The sequence below is a fragment of the Acinetobacter sp. CIP 102637 genome (assembly GCF_000368425.1).
GTDB classification, from domain to species: domain Bacteria; phylum Pseudomonadota; class Gammaproteobacteria; order Pseudomonadales; family Moraxellaceae; genus Acinetobacter; species Acinetobacter parvus.
The window spans coordinates 154,169-171,885 of record NZ_KB849434.1 but is presented as its reverse complement, the minus strand read 5'-3'; the positions used below and the strand labels follow the sequence as shown (position 1 = coordinate 171,885).

Here is a 17,717-nt window from a genome sequence, read left to right as displayed (position 1 = left end):
TTGGCAATGTGAATGCCAAAGCACTAGCACGGACTAAATTAGCTAAGTCTGTATTAGATGCAAGTTGGACAACACTAAGAACCATGCTCAAGTATAAATGCGAGAACGCAGGGGCATGGTATGAAGAAGTCAATGAGGCCTATACCACCCAAACTTGTTCGTGCTGTGGCTCACGCTGTAGTAGTCCGAAAGGTAGAGCAGGCTTAGGAATAAGAGAATGGCAGTGTATGGAGTGCGGTACGCTCCATGATCGGGATGTAAATTCCGCACTGAATATTCTTGCGCTCGGACATGAGCGTCTAGCAGTAGGAATCCCCGTCCTTTAGGTCGGGGAGGATGTCAAAGCTGTGTAGCTACTTTGTGTGCAAGTTAAATTTAGCAGGCAAATATGTAGAAAGCGTGAAGAAGTGTCATTATTCTTTATTTTATTAAACTTTATCAATTTTAGCTTTTTTTTTACTAAGTGTAGGCGGTTTTACTATATCTCTAAAACTGGATAATAAACAAATTATTAGTATAACCATATGATTGTAAAATAATTATAAAGAAATATAGTGGTCGTCAATGGGGCGAAAAACGAGTAATTGGTCAATGAAAAAATTAATTGCGACTGCTGTATTGGCATTGGGACTGGGTGGAGTGGCACATGCGGCAACAACTTTCCTGAATGTTTCCTATGATCCAACACGCGAGTTTTATCAGGAATACAACCAGGCATTCGGACAATACTGGAAACAACGTACAGGTCAGGAAGTTGACTTTAAGCAATCTCATGGCGGCTCTGGCAAACAGGCACGGTCTGTAGTTGATGGTTTGCAGGCGGATGTGGTGACCTTGGCGCTGGCCAATGATATTGATGAAATTGCCAATGCAGGCCTGATTCGAAAGGACTGGCAAAAACAGTTCAAGGATAATTCCGCACCGTATACCTCAACCGTGGTTTTTTTGGTACGTAAAGGTAATCCTAAAAACATCAAGGACTGGAATGACCTGACCAAAGAGGGTGTGGAAATTATTACCCCCAATCCAAAAACAGGGGGTGCGCCACGCTGGATTTATTTATCTGCCTGGGGCTATGCATTGAAGCAGCCAGGTGGGAATGATGCAAAAGCACGTGATCTGGTGAAAAAGCTGTATCAAAATGTCAAGGTGCTGGACTCTGGTGCGCGTGGTTCATTAACCACCTTTGCTGAGCGTGGTATTGGTGATGTGCTGTTGTCCTGGGAAAATGAGGCTTTATTGGCGACTCAGGGGCTCGGCAAAGATAAATATGAAATTGTTTATCCATCCATTTCAATTTTGGCAGAACCCTCGGTTGCAATCGTTGATAAGACCGTGGATAAAAATGGAAACCGCCAGTTGGCGCGTGGCTATTTAAATTTCCTGTACTCACCTTTGGGACAGGAGCTGGCGGCGAAACATTATTTCCGTCCGCGTAATCCTCAGGTTGCGGCAAAATATGCAGCACAATTCCCAAAAATTAAGTTGTTTAACATTAGTGATGTCTTCGGTGGATGGGCAAAGGCGCAGAAAACCCATTTTGTAAATGGTGCGATCTTCGACCAGATTTATTCAGAGAAGCAATAAACACTCAGAACAAAAGCAGCGTCAATAAACGTGAAAAGCAAATACACAGCATGTATTTGCTTTTTTTTGCCAAAAAGATGAAGAAAACGGTTTTATCTATAGAAATTTAAGAATTCTCTACAAAAAGTCGTTTGGTACTGGCATAAAACAAGGTAATAATGTGCAGTTACATTTTTAGCTATTGATCTATTTCTTATGTCGCATATTTCTGTCTTACTTCATGAAACCGTTGATGGCGTATTGGCAGGTCGCGACACAGGCATTTATGTCGATGCCACCTTTGGTCGTGGCGGACATACCCGACTGTTACTTTCAAAGCTGGATCAAAATGCGCGTGTTTACGCATTTGACAAAGATCCCCAGGCGCTTGAGGTTGCGGCACAACTGGAACAGGAAGATTCCCGTTTCAGGATCATCCATGCCAGTTTTGCCGATATTCAGGCTGAGCTTGCCAGAATCGGCATTACTGAAGTCGATGGTATTATGGCGGATTTGGGCGTGTCATCGCCGCAGCTGGATCAGGCAGAGCGTGGCTTTAGCTTTATGCAGGACGGGCCACTGGATATGCGGATGGATAATTCGCAAGGTCCAACAGCAGCACAATGGTTGCTTGAAATCGAAGAAGAAAAACTGGCCAATATTATCTATCAATATGGTGAGGAGCGTTACAGTCGCCGTATCGCCAGGGCAATTAAGCAGGCGGGTGAAATCACCACCACCGCGCAGCTTGCTGAAATTGTCAAAACCGCACATCCAAAATGGGAAAAGCATAAGCATCCCGCAACCCGTAGCTTTCAGGCCATTCGTATTGCCATTAACAAGGAGCTGGATGATATTGAGAAATTCCTGCCGCAGGCGGTAGAATTGCTCAAGGCAACAGGGCAGTTGGCGGTGATCAGCTTCCACTCTCTGGAAGACCGTTTAATCAAGCAGTTTATTCAAAAAGAATCGAGTCTGGCTGAAGATTCAGGCTGGGGCATGCCACAGGCACAGGTGGATACCCGACGTTTAAAAAAAGTTTCACGTGTTCGCGCCAGTGAAGCGGAAATCAAGGCAAATCCCCGTTCGCGGAGCGCATGGCTGCGCGTGGCGGAGCGTTTAGAGCAGAAAGGCAAACAATGAATAACAACAATAATGATGATATTTTATCAAGCGGCAGCAAGGGACTAAAAAAGGTTGTTGTTTACGCTGTACTTGTTGCACTGGTGTTTGTCAGTGCAATGATGGTGGTGTTTCAGGTATTTGAGTATCGCCATGATTATCGTGACTTAAGTGCCTACATGCGTGAAAAGGATGACTTAAACGCAGAGTGGGGCCGTTTGCTGATTGAGCAACAAACCTTTGGTGCCACGGCACAGATTGGTTCCCGTGCGGTCACGCAACTGCGCATGTTTTCACCGCCTGCGGCACAAACGGTTGTGATTTCTTTACCTATGACTTCAAAGCAAGACAAATAAGGCATGCTGTATGGCAGATAAGCGAAGCAAACCAATACGAAAAAAACAGCAGTCCATTTCGGAAAGACCCACGCTTGCGCTGGATATGTGGCGATTTTACTTGCTTTGGGGAACCGTGCTGCTGTGCTTTGTGGTGATTGTGGCGCGCGCTTTTTATGTACAGGTGGTCAATAAGGATTTCTTGCAGAACAAGGCCAATGCCAATATTCTGCGGACTGAACGTTTAGAAGCAATGCGTGGAGTGATCAGCGACCGTCATGGTGTGCCACTGGCGATCAGCACCCCGATTATGAAGATTGTCATCGACCCAAGGGATTATTGGGAAGCCAAACAGCTTTATGATGAAACGATGGCTGAACTTAAAAAAGATCCCACCAGTCGTAAATTAAAACGTCAATTGCCTGATAAAAACCTGAATCTGGATGAGTTGGCAGACGCAGTGGGTATCGATCGTCAAAGCCTGAAAAAGCAGATGAATGATCGTCCACGGTCACGTTATCTAGTACTGCAAAAAGAAATTCCACCGCAACAGGCTGACTTAATTGTTAAGCGTAACTTTCAGGGTGTCTACGCGGAAAAAAGTTATAAACGCTACTATCCGCAACCCCAGCCTAATGCCCAGATTATTGGCCTGACCAATAGTGAGGGAACAGGGATTGAGGGACTGGAAATGCAGTTGAACAAGCAACTGGCAGGGCTGGATGGCGAACAAAAAATTATTCGGGATAAAAAAGGCAACCGTTTAAAAGTTTCAGAAGTCATTAAGGAAGTTGAATCGGGCGAAAATATCACCCTGAGTATTGATTCACGTTTGCAGTACATTATGTACCGTGAACTGACCGCCGCTGGGGTGGCGAATAATGCACGTTCAGCAACCGCGATAGCGGTGGATGTGAAAACGGGTGAAATCTTGGCAATGACCAGTTGGCCATCCTATAACCCGAATGATAAAAATGGGCTTTCCAATAAGGACGCGATGCGTAACCGTGGCGCCATTGATATGTTTGAGCCAGGTTCAACCATGAAGCCGTTTACCGTTGCGGCGGCATTAGAAAGTGGCAAATACACGCCGAACAGCATTGTCAACACCTCACCAGGTTCAATGCGTTTGGGTTCACATACAATTCGCGATACCCATAACTATGGTGCATTGACCCTGACAGGCATTATCGTCAAATCTTCGAATGTGGGGTCAGCCAAACTCGCCTTGTCGTTGCCTAAAGATGCCATACCCTCGTTCTTCCGTCGGGTCGGTTTTGGGCATCGTTCAGATGTTAAATTTCCAGGGGAAAGTGCAGGTCTGCTGTACTCAGGTGATAAGTTGAATCTATCACAATTGGGGACTATGGCTTATGGCTATGGTTTAAATGCAACAATTTTGCAGTTGGCGCAAGGTTATGCCGTGTTGGCAAATCATGGGGTGGAAGTACCATTAAGTCTGCATAAACTGGATCAGCCACCTAAGGGTAAACAGGTGCTTGATCCTAAAATTGCCGATCAAGTGTTGATGATGCTGGAACAGGTTACCATGCCAGGCGGAACAGCGACCCAGGCCAATATTCCTGGCTACCGTGTGGGGGGTAAAACAGGTACGGCACACAAGTTGCGTGCTGACCGTAAAGGCTACTCCAATAATGAGTATCGTGCTTTATTTGCAGGGGTTGCACCGATTAGTGATCCACGTTTGGCCATGATTGTGGTGGTGGAAAATCCGCAAGGCCGTTACTACGGAGGTCTGGTTGCCGCGCCTGTGTTTGCACGAATAATGCAGGAGTCTTTACGTCTGCTCAATGTTCCACTGGATAAGCCACTCGATACCCCACAAAACCCAATCCGTAGGTAAATTATGTCGATTAGTTTTCAACAGATACATCAAATCAGCATAGATGCGGCTTGGTATACACAACCGTTTAAAGGCTTCTGTCTGGATAGCCGTAAGCTTGAAGCGGGGCAAATCTTTATTGCCTTAAACAGTTATAGCCAACCTGAAAAAACACGTCTATTTGCTGAGAATGCCTTGAATGCGGGTGCATTGGCGGTGATAAGTGAAACAGATTTAGGTCTTGCAAATGAATGGGTTTGTCCCGAAGTCCGTTATTTAATGGGTGAATGGCAGAAGCAATATTTACAGGTAGTCGATCCTGTAACAGCGCTGCGTGGAATTGCAGTCACAGGAACCAATGGTAAAACCACCATATCACGCCTGATTGCTGAACTGATTAGCTCGCAGCGCCAAGGCTGTGCAGTGATGGGAACAACAGGCAATGGCATTCTGCCAAACCTTACGCCATCAACACATACCACTTTGGACGCCTTACAGTTGCAGAACGCATTGCATGACTATGCCAAACAGGGTGCCAGTTTTGTTGCACTTGAGGCCAGTTCACATGGTCTGGAGCAAGGCCGTTTGAATGGCTGTGAGATTGAAATTGCGGTTTATAGTAATTTAAGCCGTGACCATCTGGATTATCATGGCACACTTGAAGCCTATGCTGCGGCAAAGGCCTTACTGTTCAGGTTTACAAGCTTAAAAGCCGTCATCATTAATCTGGATGATACCCATTCCAGTCTCATGCTGGATGCAGCCAAAGCCAATCCATCCCAGCCAAAAATTTTGACTTATTCCCTGACACAGACAAATGCCGATTATCATATCGCCGATTTGCAATACCGTTTGAGTGGGGCAAGTTTTACGCTTATTAGCCCAGCGGGTCGTTATACAGTTCAAAGTCCACTCCTTGGGCATTTTAATGTTGAAAACCTATTGGCGAGCCTGATTGCAGCAGAATATGCAGGTTTTTCCCTGGCTGATCTGGTGCAGTTTGTACCACAGCTCAAGGGTGCACCAGGGCGGATGCAGGTGATACAGGATGCCGAGCGTTTATTTGTGGTAGATTATGCGCATACCCCTGATGCCTTGATTCAGGTTTTAACCACTTTAAAACGGCATGTCACTGGACAGCTTTGGGCAGTATTTGGCTGTGGTGGTGATCGTGATCGAGGCAAGCGACCCCTCATGACTCAGGCCGCACTGGATCATGCCAATCCTGTGATTTTAACGTCTGATAATCCACGTACTGAAAATCCTGAACAGATTTTTACAGATATGAAGCAGGGAATTGATTTTGCTGATCATATTGTGCATGAAATCCATGACCGTCGTGAAGCGATTAAATTTGCGGTGGCACATGCACAGGCAGGAGATATTGTGGTGATTGCAGGCAAGGGCCATGAGAACTATCAGGAAATTGATGGGGTCCGTCACTGGTTTGATGATGTGGTGGAAGTACAGTCAGCGCTTGCTGCACAGTCACATTCTGTAGATTCGGCTTATCCTGCACAATAGGGTCAAAAGGTAAATAAAAACCATGCATACCTCAACCACCAGTACCGTTCCACTCACTCCCTGGACCGCAGAGCAACTTCAACAGGCAACTCAGGGTGAATGGCATCAGCATAAGATTCCTCAAGGGGAAATTAAGCGAATTTTGACTGACTCACGTCATGCGGAAGAGGGTGATGCTTTCCTTGCATTAAAGGGTGAGCGTTTTGATGCGCATGACTTTGTAAAGCAAGTGGCGACACAGGGTTGCCAGATCGCCATTGTCGAGCGACCAGTTGATGCGGATATTGCCCAACTGATTGTAAAAGATACCCGTGTGGCCTTGGGGCAGCTTGGCGCCTATCGTCGTAAACAGAATGCACATCTGAAAGTGATCGCATTGACTGGAAGTAGTGGTAAGACAACAACTAAGGAAATGCTCGGGAGTATTCTCTCTCGTTTGGCACCGACGTTGATTACACGTGGTAATTTAAATAACGATTTGGGCGTTCCAATGATGTTGCTGGAACTGCGTCCAGAACATCAGTATGCAGTGATGGAGTTGGGAGCCAGTCATCAGGGTGAGATTGATTACACCTCAAATTTGGTACAACCGCATGTGGCTGGGATTCTGAATATTGGAACAGCACATTTGGGTGAGTTTGGTGGACGTGATGGAATTTGCCGTGCCAAGTCAGAAATCTACACACATATCTTGCCGAACGGTACCGCAGTTGTCCCTGCACATGATGATTTCACGGCCACCATTCGCCAAAATGCAGATAATCACCCCATCCTGAGTTTTGGCGAGGGCGGTGATGTGTATGCAAGCGAAATTCAACTTAATCCACAGTCTGCGCAATTTAACCTGCATACCCCGCAAGGTAGCCGAGCAGTGAGCCTGCCATTTGCAGGGGCGCATAATGTGCAGAATGCAGCGGCGGCAACGGCTTTTGCCTTGGCGATTGGTATCGAACTGGATGATATTGTTCAGGGTTTGGAGCAGGCGCAGGGAGCGAAAGGCCGTCTGAATTTCATTCAGCAGCAACATTGTTTATTTATTGATGACACCTATAATGCCAATCCAACTTCAATGCGTGCCGCAGCACAGGTGTTGTTGCAGCAGCAGGGCTTAAAAGTCATGGTGATGGGAGATATTGGCGAATTGGGTGACAGCAGTTGGCAGGAGCATCATGATCTGGGTCGTGATCTGTCAGCGTTGCCACTCGACCATTTGGTTGTTGTGGGTGAGTTTGCCACGGCAGCCCAGCAGGGTTCGGCGCATTCAGAAAAGTTATGTGCATGTGCAACACAGGCAGAGGCTTTAGCATTTTTAGTTAATTTAGTTCAAACACATCAACACCAGCCGATCAGTTTCCTGTTCAAGGGGTCGCGCTATACCCATATGGAAACGTTGATGGCGGATTTGATGGAGAAAATTTAAATGTTGTTATGGTTATTTGAGCAATTGGCGGACTATAACAGTTCCTTTCAAGTTGTTCGTTATTTAACATTGCGCTCTTTATTGAGCTTACTGACAGCCTTAACAATTGGGCTGGTATTAGGCCCAGTGATGATTCGTAAATTGCAGGCATTAAAATATGGTCAGGCAGTAAGTTCCTTTGCACCTGAAAACCATGCCAAGAAAATGGGTACGCCAACTATGGGGGGAATCCTGATCCTGCTCTCAATTGGCATTAGTACACTGCTTTGGGCAGATTTATCCAATCCTTATGTCTGGATTGTTCTTGGTGTGATGGTGGTATTTGGTGCGGTTGGCTGGGCAGATGACTGGATTAAAGTTCGTTATAAAGACAATGCGGGCTTACCTGCACGTAAAAAGTTCTTTTGGACTTCAGTTGCTTCGCTTGGTGCAGGTATTGCCCTATATATGATTGCCAAACAACAGGATAATCCTGTTTATACTGCGAATATGCTGGACTTGTTGATCCCTTTCTTTAAAAACCTTTCCATCCCACTTTCGGCTGTTCCATTAGGGTTGGCATTTATTGGCTTTACCTATTTGGTGATTAACGGAGCATCCAATGCGGTGAATCTCACCGATGGTCTGGATGGTCTGGCGATTATGCCAATTGTCATGGTTGCGGCAGGTCTGGGTGTGTTTGCCTATCTGTCAGGTGACATCCGTTTTGCCAACTATCTGCATATTCCTTATGTAAAATATACATCGGAACTGGTGGTGATCTGTTCTGCCATGGTGGGTGCTGGTCTGGCATTCCTTTGGTACAATGCACATCCTGCACAGGTATTTATGGGTGATGTGGGGGCATTGGCACTCGGTGCAATGCTAGGAACGATTGCAGTGATGGTTCGCCAGGAAATCGTATTTGCGATTATGGGCGGTGTATTTGTGATGGAAGCGGTTTCGGTGTTCCTGCAAATTGGTTCATTGCGGATGCGGAACAAGCGTGTATTCCTCATGGCGCCTTTGCATCACCATTATGAAAAACAGGGCTGGAAAGAAACCCAGGTGGTGATCCGTTTCTGGATTATTACCATTTTCCTGGTTGTGTTGGGATTAATGACCTTAAAATTACGTTAAGCCATGATTCAAGAGAGAAGCTGGTGAATACCAGCTTTTTTTATGTTTGGAGAAAATAGATGAGTGTATTGATGTGTCCTGTTTGTCGCGAAGCATTGAATTTGGTCGCAAATTCTTGGCAGTGTGAAAAAGGGCATCATTATGATGTGGCCAAACAAGGCTATGCCAATCTGCATGTGGTCCAGCATAAACACAGTAAAACCCCAGGGGATACGCCAGAGTCGGTACTGGCACGCCGAGAATTTTTACAGGCAGATTTTTATCAGCCCTTACAGCAGGTGATGGTGGAGTTGCTGCAACAACTCAAGCCAAAAGCGGTTCTGGATATTGGCTGTGGCGAGGGCTACTATACCCATGCCATGCAGCCTTGGACAAAACACTGTGTTGGTGTCGATATTGCCAAAACCGCAGTGCAAAGGGCAGCAAAACTCAATTCACGGGTAGTCTGGGTGGTGGGTACAGGGGCAATATTACCTGTACAGGATCATTCAATTGATGTCTGTACCAGCCTATTTAGTCCCATTCCTCAGCAGGAAATTACAAGGGTATTGAAAGATGAGGGTTATCTAATCATTGCCACACCTGCACCAAGACATCTTTATGCATTGCGTGAGGCATTATTTGAACAGGTCAATCTGCATGAGCCGCAGAAATTTGTTGAGCAACTAAATGCTGAATTTGAATTGAAACATGAACAGCTTGTTGAAGCACCCTTGTCATTGGATCAGCAGGCATTAAAGAACCTGATTGCCATGACCCCTTATGCATATAAAGCCAATCCAGAACGGCGAAAGGCGATTGAGCAACAACAGTATTTTGCAGTGACAGCCGCATTTCAAATTTATGTTTTCCAGAAAACAAACAGGCCATCAATTTGATGGCCTGTTTGTTTTACTGAATTTCATTGATGAGGTTTTCAATCTGATCCCTTTGTGGGGGATTCTGTTGAGAGGAACCCATTGTTGGTGGCTGTTTTTGGGTTGGCACCATGATTTGCTCCTCACCTGAGGTTGAATCAGGTAGGTCTGAGAAGTCATTTTGTGCTGAGCGATCAGGTACTGGTGGTGCTGGACGGTACAATGGACGTGCCAACGGTGGAGAGGCGCGATATTCCTTTTTGTCGTCGCCTTGCTGTAGCTTATCGCGGGAAATAGGCTCTTTTGCCTCCTTATCCAGACGTACCCAGGCAGATGGCGTATCTTTGAGTGAGTTCGCCATAAAGTTGGTCCAGATAGGCAAGGCTGCGACCCCACCATATTCACGGCGACCTAGGGTGCGTGGTTGATCAAATCCGACCCATGCAATTGCGACTAATTTTCCATTAAAGCCAGCGAACCAGGCATCTTTGGCATCATTGGTGGTTCCCGTTTTGCCGCCTAGGTCATCACGACCAATTTTGAGTGCGGCACGACCTGTACCATGCTGAATCACGTCACGTAAGATATTGGCCATGTCATAGGCCGAGCTTGATTTTAAAATACGTTGTGCCTGACGATAGTCACTGGTGGTTTTGCTTGCTTTATCAGGGTCTGTAGCTGTAATTTGGGTTTCAGAAGCAGCAGTTGCATCATCCAGAGTCTGATTGGTGATTTCCTTAACGTCTCCCTCTTCCAGTTTTTGAGTTTCGTCAGGTTGTTGCCCATTATAGGCATTGGGATCATTAATACATGGAATGCATGCATATTCAGGCTTGGTCTCGTAAATCACCTTGCCCGATGCATCCTCAATTCGCTTGATGAAATGAGGCTGGATTCGATAGCCACCATTGGCAAAGGTGGCATAACCTGTCGCCATTTGCACAGGCAATACCTGTGGAGTTCCCAGTGCAATGGTGTAGTTGCGCGGAATCTGTTCCTCTTCCAGACCAAAATCCATAAATAGCTGGCGTGCACGCTCAATACCCACATTCTGCAATAATCGTACTGATACGGTATTTCGTGATAAATAGAGTGCACGACGGAGTGGAATCATCCCCAAATAACGTCCATCGGAGTTTTTGGGGGACCACTTGCCAATGGTGATTGGACTATCGTTCACCATGGTGTACGGGGTCATGCCACGTTCTATTGCAAGTGCATAAACGAAAGGTTTAATGGTTGAACCAGGCTGTCTCCAGCCCTGTACAGCACGGTTAAACTTGGATTGATAGAAGTTATAACCGCCAACCACCGCTTCAATTGCTCCGTCATTTGGATTGATGGCAATCAATTGCCCCTGAACTTTAGGCACTTGAACCAAAGACCAGACGCTCTTGTTCTCATTTGGGCGCAGGCGAATGATATCTTTTACTTTTACAATTTGTGAAGCATTTGAGGGACCGCCACCAACACTGTTGGCATTACGATAAGGTCTTACCCAGGACATGCCTGACCAATTCACTGTAACTGTGGACCCATCCTGCATTAATGCATCAAAGGAATTATTATTGACCTTAATTACTTCTGCTGGATAAGTATTGGCATAGGCCATAAACTGGTTGAGTGGTTTATCATGCGCTTCAGGACCGCGCCAGCCATGACGGCGGTCATATGCTTCCAGACCCTCCTGAACAGCTTCCTCTGCATAACGCTGGCGATTACTGTCAATGGTGGTATAGACCTTATAGCCAGAATCAATTGCCTGTTCACCAAAATGCTCAACCAGCTCGGCCCGTACCATTTCCCCCACATAAGGAAAGACGTTGCTTACGGAACGGTCAATCATGTTGAGGTTAATCGGTTCGGCAACAGCTTTCTGGTATTGGGCTTGATTGATATAACCCAATTGCAGCATGCGACCAAGAATCCAGTTTCTCCGCTCAAGCGCACGTTCTGGGTTGACCACAGGATTATATTTGGAAGGTGCTTTTGGCAAGCCCGCAATCATTGCCATTTGTGCTGTAGTTAATTCATTAATATTTTTGTTGTAATAGATTCTTGCCGCCGCCGCGATGCCGTAAGCATTTTTGCCTAAAAAGATTTTATTGACATAGGAACTTAAGATTTCCTGCTTGGTCAGGTTTTGCTCTATTTTTCGGGCTAGAAACACCTCGGTGAGTTTGCGTCTCAGCGTTCTTTCAGGACTTAAATAATAGTTTTTTGCCACCTGCATGGTAATGGTTGAACCGCCTGTTTGCACATCCGAACCTGTCACGGATTCAGTTAAGGCTCGCCCCAAGCCCTTGAAACTAATACCGTTGTGTTCAAAAAAAGAGGAATCCTCAGCAGCCAGAAAAGCATGGATAAAGGTGGTAGGAATTTCCTCATACTTTACGGGAATGGAGAGTTTGCCACCATACTCAGCAATGAGCTTGTTATCCGCCGTATAGACTTGCAATGGTTTTAATAAAGGTGCCTTTTTTAATGAACTCATATCTGGCAAAGAGGGTGCTAGATAGAGATACATGCCATAAAATCCCATAGGAAGTGAGACTAAGATAATAATAAGGATCAAAAAAAATGGCCGAACAATACCAGAACTGGATAGCTTTTTCATAATAAGTAAGTTTTAATAAGAGCGAATGGCAAACTAATTATGGTCAGTATATCCTTTAGACATACGGATTGTTAGATGAGATATTGTATCCGTATCAATTAAAGACCAAAACAGATTAGTGAGTTGTACTTTTGGGGATAAAAAAATAAATAGGAAAGAACTGTGCTCAGGTTATATCGTAAACCAAGTAAGGGGTTAGTAGGGGTCGATATTAGTTCGACAACTGTTAAGTTATTAGAGCTCTCTGTAAAGAACGGTAGATATTGGGTTGAAAGTTATGCTGTGATGCCACTGCCTGAAAATAGTGTGGTGGAAAAAAGCATTCTCAATCCAGAAGCAGTGGCTGACGCACTTGAAAGAGTCGTTAACCTTGCGAACCCTCACACTACTCAGGTGGCAATTGCGGTGCCTACCTCAATGGTGATTCATAAAATCATTGAAATGGATGCTGATATGTCGGATGAGGAGCGAGAAGTTCAAATCCGTATGGACGCTGAGCAATATATTCCGTTCCCTTTGGATGAAGTCAGCCTTGATTTTGAGGTTCTGCCCGACCGTCTGGCAAACCCTAACCGAGTTAATGTGCTTTTGGTGGCAACACGAACTGAAAATGTGGATACCCGTGTTGAAGTTTTAGAGCTTGCTGGTCTAGTCGCTAAAGTTGCCGATGTCGAAAGCTATGCTATGGAACGTGCTTTTAGCGTATTTGCCGATACATTGCCAATGGGCGCAAATACCGTTGGTATCTTGGATATTGGTCATACCATGACGACCTTGTCTGTTATGCAGAAAGGCAAGATTATTTATACTCGTGAACAAGTGTTTGGTGGTCGACAATTAACTCAGGATGTTCAGAGCCGTTATGGTTTGTCTTTCGAAGAGGCAGGCCGTGCGAAAAAAGAAAGAACATTGCCAGATGACTATGACACTGAAGTACTGGAACCATTCCTTGATGCAGTAGTTCAACAGGCCGCTCGTTCACTTCAATTCTTTTTCTCTTCTTCTCAATTCAATGAAATTGATCATATTTTGCTTGCTGGCGGGAATGCGAATATCCCAGGTCTGGCAAAATTACTACAACAAAAACTAGGTTATCGCGTCACGATTGCCAACCCGTTTTTACAAATGGGCTTTTCTCCCCAGATTGACATTAAAAAAATTGAAAATGATGCTTCCTCATTAATGGTGGCATGTGGTCTAGCATTGAGGAGTTTTGATTAATGGCAAAGATTAACCTACTCCCTTGGCGTGATGAGCTAAGAGAACAACGAAAGAAAAAATTTGTTGCATTTTGTGTTGGGGTTGCTGCATTAGGGGTTGCATCAGTCTTTTCTGGTTGGGTGTATTTTGATCAGAAGCTGGATGATCAGGAACAGGCCAACCAATTGATTGTCAGTACCAACCAAAATCTGGATGCCCAGTTAAAATCACTAGACGGTCTGCAAGAGCGCCGTAATGCAATTATCGAGCGTATGAAGCTGATTCAGGGGTTACAGGGGCAACGTCCAATTACCGTGCGTCTAGTTGATGAGTTGGTTCGTGTAACACCACCGACCATGTATCTTACTAAATTTACCCGTACAGGGGATAAGTTCACCATTGAAGGAAAGGCGGAAAGTCCAAATACAGTGGCTGAACTGTTGCGTAATCTTGAGGCATCACCTTGGTATCGCAATGCCTTTATGAATTCATTTCTGGCAGCTGAAGAGAAAAAAGATAAAACAGCAGCATCTCTTGTGCCACGTGTTGAAGAAAACTATGGAAGCTTTGTTGTAACCGTGGATTTAGGGGAAATAGGGACAACTGCGGAAGCTGATCCAGCAGCATCAGGAGTGGCGCAATGAACTTAGAGAAGTCAGATGATTTAAATCAAGAGACGGTGGCTATAAAGAAAAAGAAGATGACTGTAGAGCAGTTCTTCCAACAATTTAATACGTTGGATATGAATAATTACGGCAGTTGGCCCCTATCTGTTAAGATTACTTGCTGGATTTTTATCTTCTTGGCTGTACTGGCACTTGGTTATTTTGTGGTCATTAAGTCACAGTTAGAAGCCATTGCAAATGCACAGGCAAAAGAACAAAGTCTATTAAATGAATTTAAGGAAAAAGACTCAAAATTACGTAATCTGCAACAATATCAAACACAATTACAGGAAATGGAAGCAAACTTTAATCAGCAATTAGAACAGTTACCTAAAGAGACTGAAATTCCAAGTCTGGTTGAAGACATTAACTTAACTGGTGTGAACTCTGGCTTGAAGTTTAAAAATATTCGTCTGGAAAATGAAGTTAAGCAAGAGTTTTTCATTGAGCAGCCCATTAGTATTGAAGCTACGGGGGATTATCATGCATTTGGGGCGTTTACAACTGGGATTGCTGCCTTGCCACGTATTGTAACCTTGCATGATTTTACGGTTGAGGCCAAAGAAGATACTCAGAAAAAGTCTGATATTCCTGTTGTTAACTATACTATAAAAGCAAAAACCTATCGTTATATAGGTGCTGATGAGCAAACAAATAGTGATACGGTTGCTGCACCTCAAACAGGTAGTAATCAACCTACACCTGCTCAGGGAGGAGAGTAATAATGAACCAGTATAAGTTGTTACTATGTTTCTTCATTGGCATGTCGTTGATCGGATGTGATTCCCGTATTGATGCAGTCAATCAACAGATGGCAGAAATTCGCAATCAGCCACCTTTACCGATTGAACCTGCACCTATATTTATACCTGTACCATTATTTAACTATGCAGCACATCAGTTAAAAAGCCCGTTTATGCCAAGTTCTCTGGCTGCTGAACTTAAGATTATGGCAGGTAAGCGTGTTTATCCTAATTTTAATCGTCAGCCACAGCCATTAGAGAGTTATGCTTTGGAATCGCTGAATATGAAAGGCAGTATGCGCGGTAAATCCAATAATACAATTGCCTTAATCCAAACGCCTGATGGACAGATTGAGCGTGTTCAGGTAGGTAGTTATCTGGGTATGAATCAGGGACGTATTATTAAAATTAGTCCAACTCAGATTGATTTGGTGGAGATTGTGCCAGATGGGCGAGAGGGTTATGTGGAAAGGCCTAGAACACTCGTTTTAATTGGACCAGCACAGTAGATTAAGGGAATAACAATGAAAAAACAGTTTAAAGATTCTTTATTTGGGGAAGCGAAGACCATGAATCATGCATTCCGTCAGTTTTCTATGGGTGCTGTTGCTATTGCAATCATGCAGGTTGCATCAGCACAAGTGAGTATGACCAATATTGTGCCAATGAATTTGGCCGATCAGGGTACAGAAATTCGTGTCATGTTTAATGGTTTGCCGCCTCAGCCACAGGCCTATCAGCTTGAGCAACCTTCCCGTTTGATCCTGGATTTTGATAAGGCACAACAAAGTTTAAAACAGACCTCGATACCAGTTTCAACCAGCGAGGCAAGTTCCATTGAGGTTGCTGCGGATGATCAACGTTCCCGTGTGATTGTGAATTTAAAAGATGCGGGTGCTTTTACTACACGTATAGAAGGGAATACTTTTGTCCTCAAAATTAATTCAGTTCGACCATCGGCAACGAATACGCCTGCGGTAGCACGTCAGCCTCAACAAGGCGTATCTAATATTGGATTTCAACGAGGCAAGGATGGCGAGGGCTTGGTTGTCATTGACCTTTTGGGAGGTAATACCCCTGTTGATGTGCAGCAACAAGGCAGTAAAATTGTTGTGCGTACAATGGGTAATAAAATTCCAGCTCACTTGGCACGTCGTTTAAATACCAATGACTTTGCTACCCCTGTTGCCAGTGTGGATGCTTATAATGATAAAGGTAATGGTGTTATTACCATTCAGTCTGCAGGCAGTTATGAGTATATGGCTTACCAAGCAGAAAATAAATTAACGATTAGTTTAAAACGTCCAGAGGATAAATCTCCAGCAAAAGCAAAATCACAAATCTATACAGGTAATAAGATTTCTTTAGATTTTCAGGATATCGAAGTACGCCGTGTATTGCAGCTCCTTGCAGACTTTACTGGGATCAATATGGTAGCGGCTGATACTGTACAAGGTAATATTACTCTGCGTTTAAAAGATGTACCTTGGGACCAAGCTTTAGATATCGTACTGAAAACTAAAAATTTGGATAAACGCCGTAATGGAAATGTGATCTGGATTGCACCTGTTTCTGAGTTAATTAAGGCAGAAGAAGAAGAAGCTAAAGCGATTGCACAAAGTGTTAAATTGGCACCTCTTCAAACTGAATATATTCGCTTGAGCTATGCAAAAGCGGCTGATATTGAAAAACTGATTACGCAAGGTAAAAATAGTAGCAATAACAACAATTCATCAGGTATGGCGAATAATGATACTTTGGTAGATGGTCTGTTAAGTCCACGTGGTACATTATCAACTGATCCGCGTACCAATACTGTCATTATCAATGATACTTCGCAGAAAATTGATCAAATTCGTAAAATGGTTGATTTGCTGGATGTATCAGTTAAGCAGGTAATGATTGAGGCACGTATTGTCAGTGCAAGTACCGACTTTACCAAAGAGATGGGGGTGAAGTGGGGCGTGCTTTCTCAGGGTATTACTAATAATAGTAATTTGTTGGTGGGTGGTAGCGATACCACTTTGTGGAACCTGCGTGAACCAGAAAAAGATTCCGAAACAGGCGGTTATAAATATGAAATTGAACGTCCAAGTAACCTGAATGTTGATTTGGGTGCAACAGCAGTAGGTGCGAGTCGTATTGCTTTTGGTTTAATTAGTCTGTCTGATTTTATGTTGGATTTAGAACTGTCTGCGGTTCAGGCGGATGGTTATGGCGAAGTGATTTCAACGCCTAAAGTTATGACTGCGGATAAACAAACTGCAAAAATTGAGTCAGGTTCTCAAGTTCCTTTTTCATCCTCAACGGGTACTGGGGCAAATGCTACGCCGAAAATCGAATTTAAAGATGTGGTATTAAGTTTAGATGTAACGCCGAGTATTACACCAGATGGAAAGGTTCAAATGAATCTTGATATTAAGAAAGATAGTATTGCTGGTGTAACCCCTCAAGGACAATTCTATTTTAATAAAAATATGGTGAATACTAATGTCTTGGTTAATAATGGTGAAACGGTGGTATTGGGCGGTATTTTTGAACAAGAAAATCTAAACAAACAAACTAAGGTGCCATTCTTGGGTGATCTTCCATATCTTGGAAAATTATTCCGTCGTGATTCGAAAACTGAAAATAAACGTGAACTACTTATTTTTGTGACCCCGAGAATTGTTAATGACACCTTGACCAGAAATCATTAATATATTT

At 44.2% G+C, this 17,717-nt stretch carries 15 protein-coding genes; 14 read left to right on the top strand and 1 reads right to left on the bottom strand.

Annotation, left to right across the window (positions count from 1 at the left end):
- From F967_RS13430 to F967_RS01165, 9 genes are all read left to right on the top strand, one after another.
- Positions 1 to 326, top strand: a 326-nt coding sequence (locus tag F967_RS13430; protein ID WP_004797691.1) for an RNA-guided endonuclease TnpB family protein, incomplete at its 5' end; no start/stop codon positions are given.
- A gap of 265 nt (positions 327 to 591) precedes the next feature.
- Positions 592 to 1,587 (top strand): sulfate ABC transporter substrate-binding protein, encoded by a 996-nt coding sequence (locus tag F967_RS01200; protein WP_004797690.1) that lies wholly within the window; start codon positions 592 to 594, stop codon positions 1,585 to 1,587.
- Between the two features lie 195 nt (positions 1,588 to 1,782).
- Positions 1,783 to 2,709, top strand: coding sequence for a 16S rRNA (cytosine(1402)-N(4))-methyltransferase RsmH (rsmH, locus tag F967_RS01195; RefSeq protein WP_004678793.1), 927 nt, complete (start codon positions 1,783 to 1,785; stop codon positions 2,707 to 2,709).
- On the top strand, positions 2,706 to 3,044 hold the full coding sequence (gene ftsL, locus F967_RS01190) for a cell division protein FtsL (protein WP_004678792.1): 339 nt from the start codon (positions 2,706 to 2,708) through the stop codon (positions 3,042 to 3,044). The genes rsmH and ftsL overlap by 4 nt, the downstream gene beginning before the upstream one ends.
- A gap of 10 nt (positions 3,045 to 3,054) precedes the next feature.
- Positions 3,055 to 4,887, top strand: coding sequence for a penicillin-binding protein PBP3 (gene ftsI / locus F967_RS01185; protein ID WP_004678791.1), 1,833 nt, complete (start codon positions 3,055 to 3,057; stop codon positions 4,885 to 4,887).
- A gap of 3 nt (positions 4,888 to 4,890) precedes the next feature.
- On the top strand, positions 4,891 to 6,390 hold the full coding sequence (locus F967_RS01180) for a UDP-N-acetylmuramoyl-L-alanyl-D-glutamate--2,6-diaminopimelate ligase (RefSeq protein ID WP_004797689.1): 1,500 nt from the start codon (positions 4,891 to 4,893) through the stop codon (positions 6,388 to 6,390).
- Between the two features lie 22 nt (positions 6,391 to 6,412).
- On the top strand, positions 6,413 to 7,810 hold the full coding sequence (locus tag F967_RS01175) for a UDP-N-acetylmuramoyl-tripeptide--D-alanyl-D-alanine ligase (RefSeq protein WP_004797688.1): 1,398 nt from the start codon (positions 6,413 to 6,415) through the stop codon (positions 7,808 to 7,810).
- Entirely contained in the window at positions 7,811 to 8,929 is a 1,119-nt protein-coding gene (mraY, locus tag F967_RS01170) for a phospho-N-acetylmuramoyl-pentapeptide-transferase (RefSeq protein WP_004678787.1), read from the top strand. It begins immediately after the preceding gene.
- A 59-nt stretch (positions 8,930 to 8,988) separates the two neighbouring features.
- Positions 8,989 to 9,807, top strand: a complete 819-nt coding sequence (locus F967_RS01165; RefSeq protein WP_004797687.1) for a putative RNA methyltransferase — start codon at positions 8,989 to 8,991, stop codon at positions 9,805 to 9,807.
- Positions 9,808 to 9,820: 13 nt separating this feature from the next.
- On the opposite strand, the gene ponA is transcribed toward F967_RS01165, so the two are convergent.
- Positions 9,821 to 12,403, bottom strand: a complete 2,583-nt coding sequence (gene ponA / locus F967_RS01160; protein ID WP_081399062.1) for a penicillin-binding protein PBP1a — start codon at positions 12,401 to 12,403, stop codon at positions 9,821 to 9,823.
- A 162-nt stretch (positions 12,404 to 12,565) separates the two neighbouring features.
- Between ponA and F967_RS01155 the strand changes: the two genes are divergently transcribed.
- From F967_RS01155 to pilQ, 5 genes are read left to right on the top strand one after another with little or no spacing between them, the layout of a single operon-like run.
- Complete coding sequence (locus tag F967_RS01155) at positions 12,566 to 13,624, top strand: pilus assembly protein PilM (protein WP_004797683.1); 1,059 nt, start codon at positions 12,566 to 12,568, stop codon at positions 13,622 to 13,624.
- Positions 13,624 to 14,247 (top strand): PilN domain-containing protein, encoded by a 624-nt coding sequence (locus tag F967_RS01150; RefSeq protein WP_004683413.1) that lies wholly within the window; start codon positions 13,624 to 13,626, stop codon positions 14,245 to 14,247. The genes F967_RS01155 and F967_RS01150 overlap by 1 nt, the downstream gene beginning before the upstream one ends.
- Entirely contained in the window at positions 14,244 to 14,990 is a 747-nt protein-coding gene (locus tag F967_RS01145) for a type IV pilus inner membrane component PilO (protein ID WP_004797680.1), read from the top strand. The genes F967_RS01150 and F967_RS01145 overlap by 4 nt, the downstream gene beginning before the upstream one ends.
- Before the next feature lie 2 nt (positions 14,991 to 14,992).
- Positions 14,993 to 15,520 carry a pilus assembly protein PilP gene (locus tag F967_RS01140; protein ID WP_004797678.1) on the top strand — a complete coding sequence of 176 codons (528 nt, stop codon included), beginning with the start codon at positions 14,993 to 14,995 and terminating at the stop codon, positions 15,518 to 15,520.
- A gap of 60 nt (positions 15,521 to 15,580) precedes the next feature.
- The gene (gene pilQ / locus F967_RS01135) at positions 15,581 to 17,710 is read left to right on the top strand and encodes a type IV pilus secretin PilQ (RefSeq protein WP_171063062.1); all 2,130 of its coding nucleotides are present in this window, start codon (positions 15,581 to 15,583) and stop codon (positions 17,708 to 17,710) included.
- The last annotated feature ends 7 nt before the right edge of the window (positions 17,711 to 17,717 follow it).

Excerpts from the sequence above, each read along its gene's own strand:
- rsmH (WP_004678793.1), top strand. The coding sequence starts at position 1,783 with ATGTCGCATATTTCTGTCTTACTTCATGAAACCGTTGATGGCGTATTG.
- ftsI (WP_004678791.1), top strand. The coding sequence starts at position 3,055 with ATGGCAGATAAGCGAAGCAAACCAATACGAAAAAAACAGCAGTCCATT.
- F967_RS01165 (WP_004797687.1), top strand. The coding sequence starts at position 8,989 with ATGAGTGTATTGATGTGTCCTGTTTGTCGCGAAGCATTGAATTTGGTC.
- F967_RS01175 (WP_004797688.1), top strand. The coding sequence starts at position 6,413 with ATGCATACCTCAACCACCAGTACCGTTCCACTCACTCCCTGGACCGCA.
- F967_RS01150 (WP_004683413.1), top strand. The coding sequence starts at position 13,624 with ATGGCAAAGATTAACCTACTCCCTTGGCGTGATGAGCTAAGAGAACAA.
- F967_RS01180 (WP_004797689.1), top strand. The coding sequence starts at position 4,891 with ATGTCGATTAGTTTTCAACAGATACATCAAATCAGCATAGATGCGGCT.
- mraY (WP_004678787.1), top strand. The coding sequence starts at position 7,811 with ATGTTGTTATGGTTATTTGAGCAATTGGCGGACTATAACAGTTCCTTT.
- F967_RS01200 (WP_004797690.1), top strand. The coding sequence starts at position 592 with ATGAAAAAATTAATTGCGACTGCTGTATTGGCATTGGGACTGGGTGGA.
- pilQ (WP_171063062.1), top strand. The coding sequence starts at position 15,581 with ATGAATCATGCATTCCGTCAGTTTTCTATGGGTGCTGTTGCTATTGCA.
- ftsL (WP_004678792.1), top strand. The coding sequence starts at position 2,706 with ATGAATAACAACAATAATGATGATATTTTATCAAGCGGCAGCAAGGGA.
- ponA (WP_081399062.1), bottom strand. The coding sequence starts at position 12,403 with ATGAAAAAGCTATCCAGTTCTGGTATTGTTCGGCCATTTTTTTTGATC.
- F967_RS01145 (WP_004797680.1), top strand. The coding sequence starts at position 14,244 with ATGAACTTAGAGAAGTCAGATGATTTAAATCAAGAGACGGTGGCTATA.
- F967_RS01140 (WP_004797678.1), top strand. The coding sequence starts at position 14,993 with ATGAACCAGTATAAGTTGTTACTATGTTTCTTCATTGGCATGTCGTTG.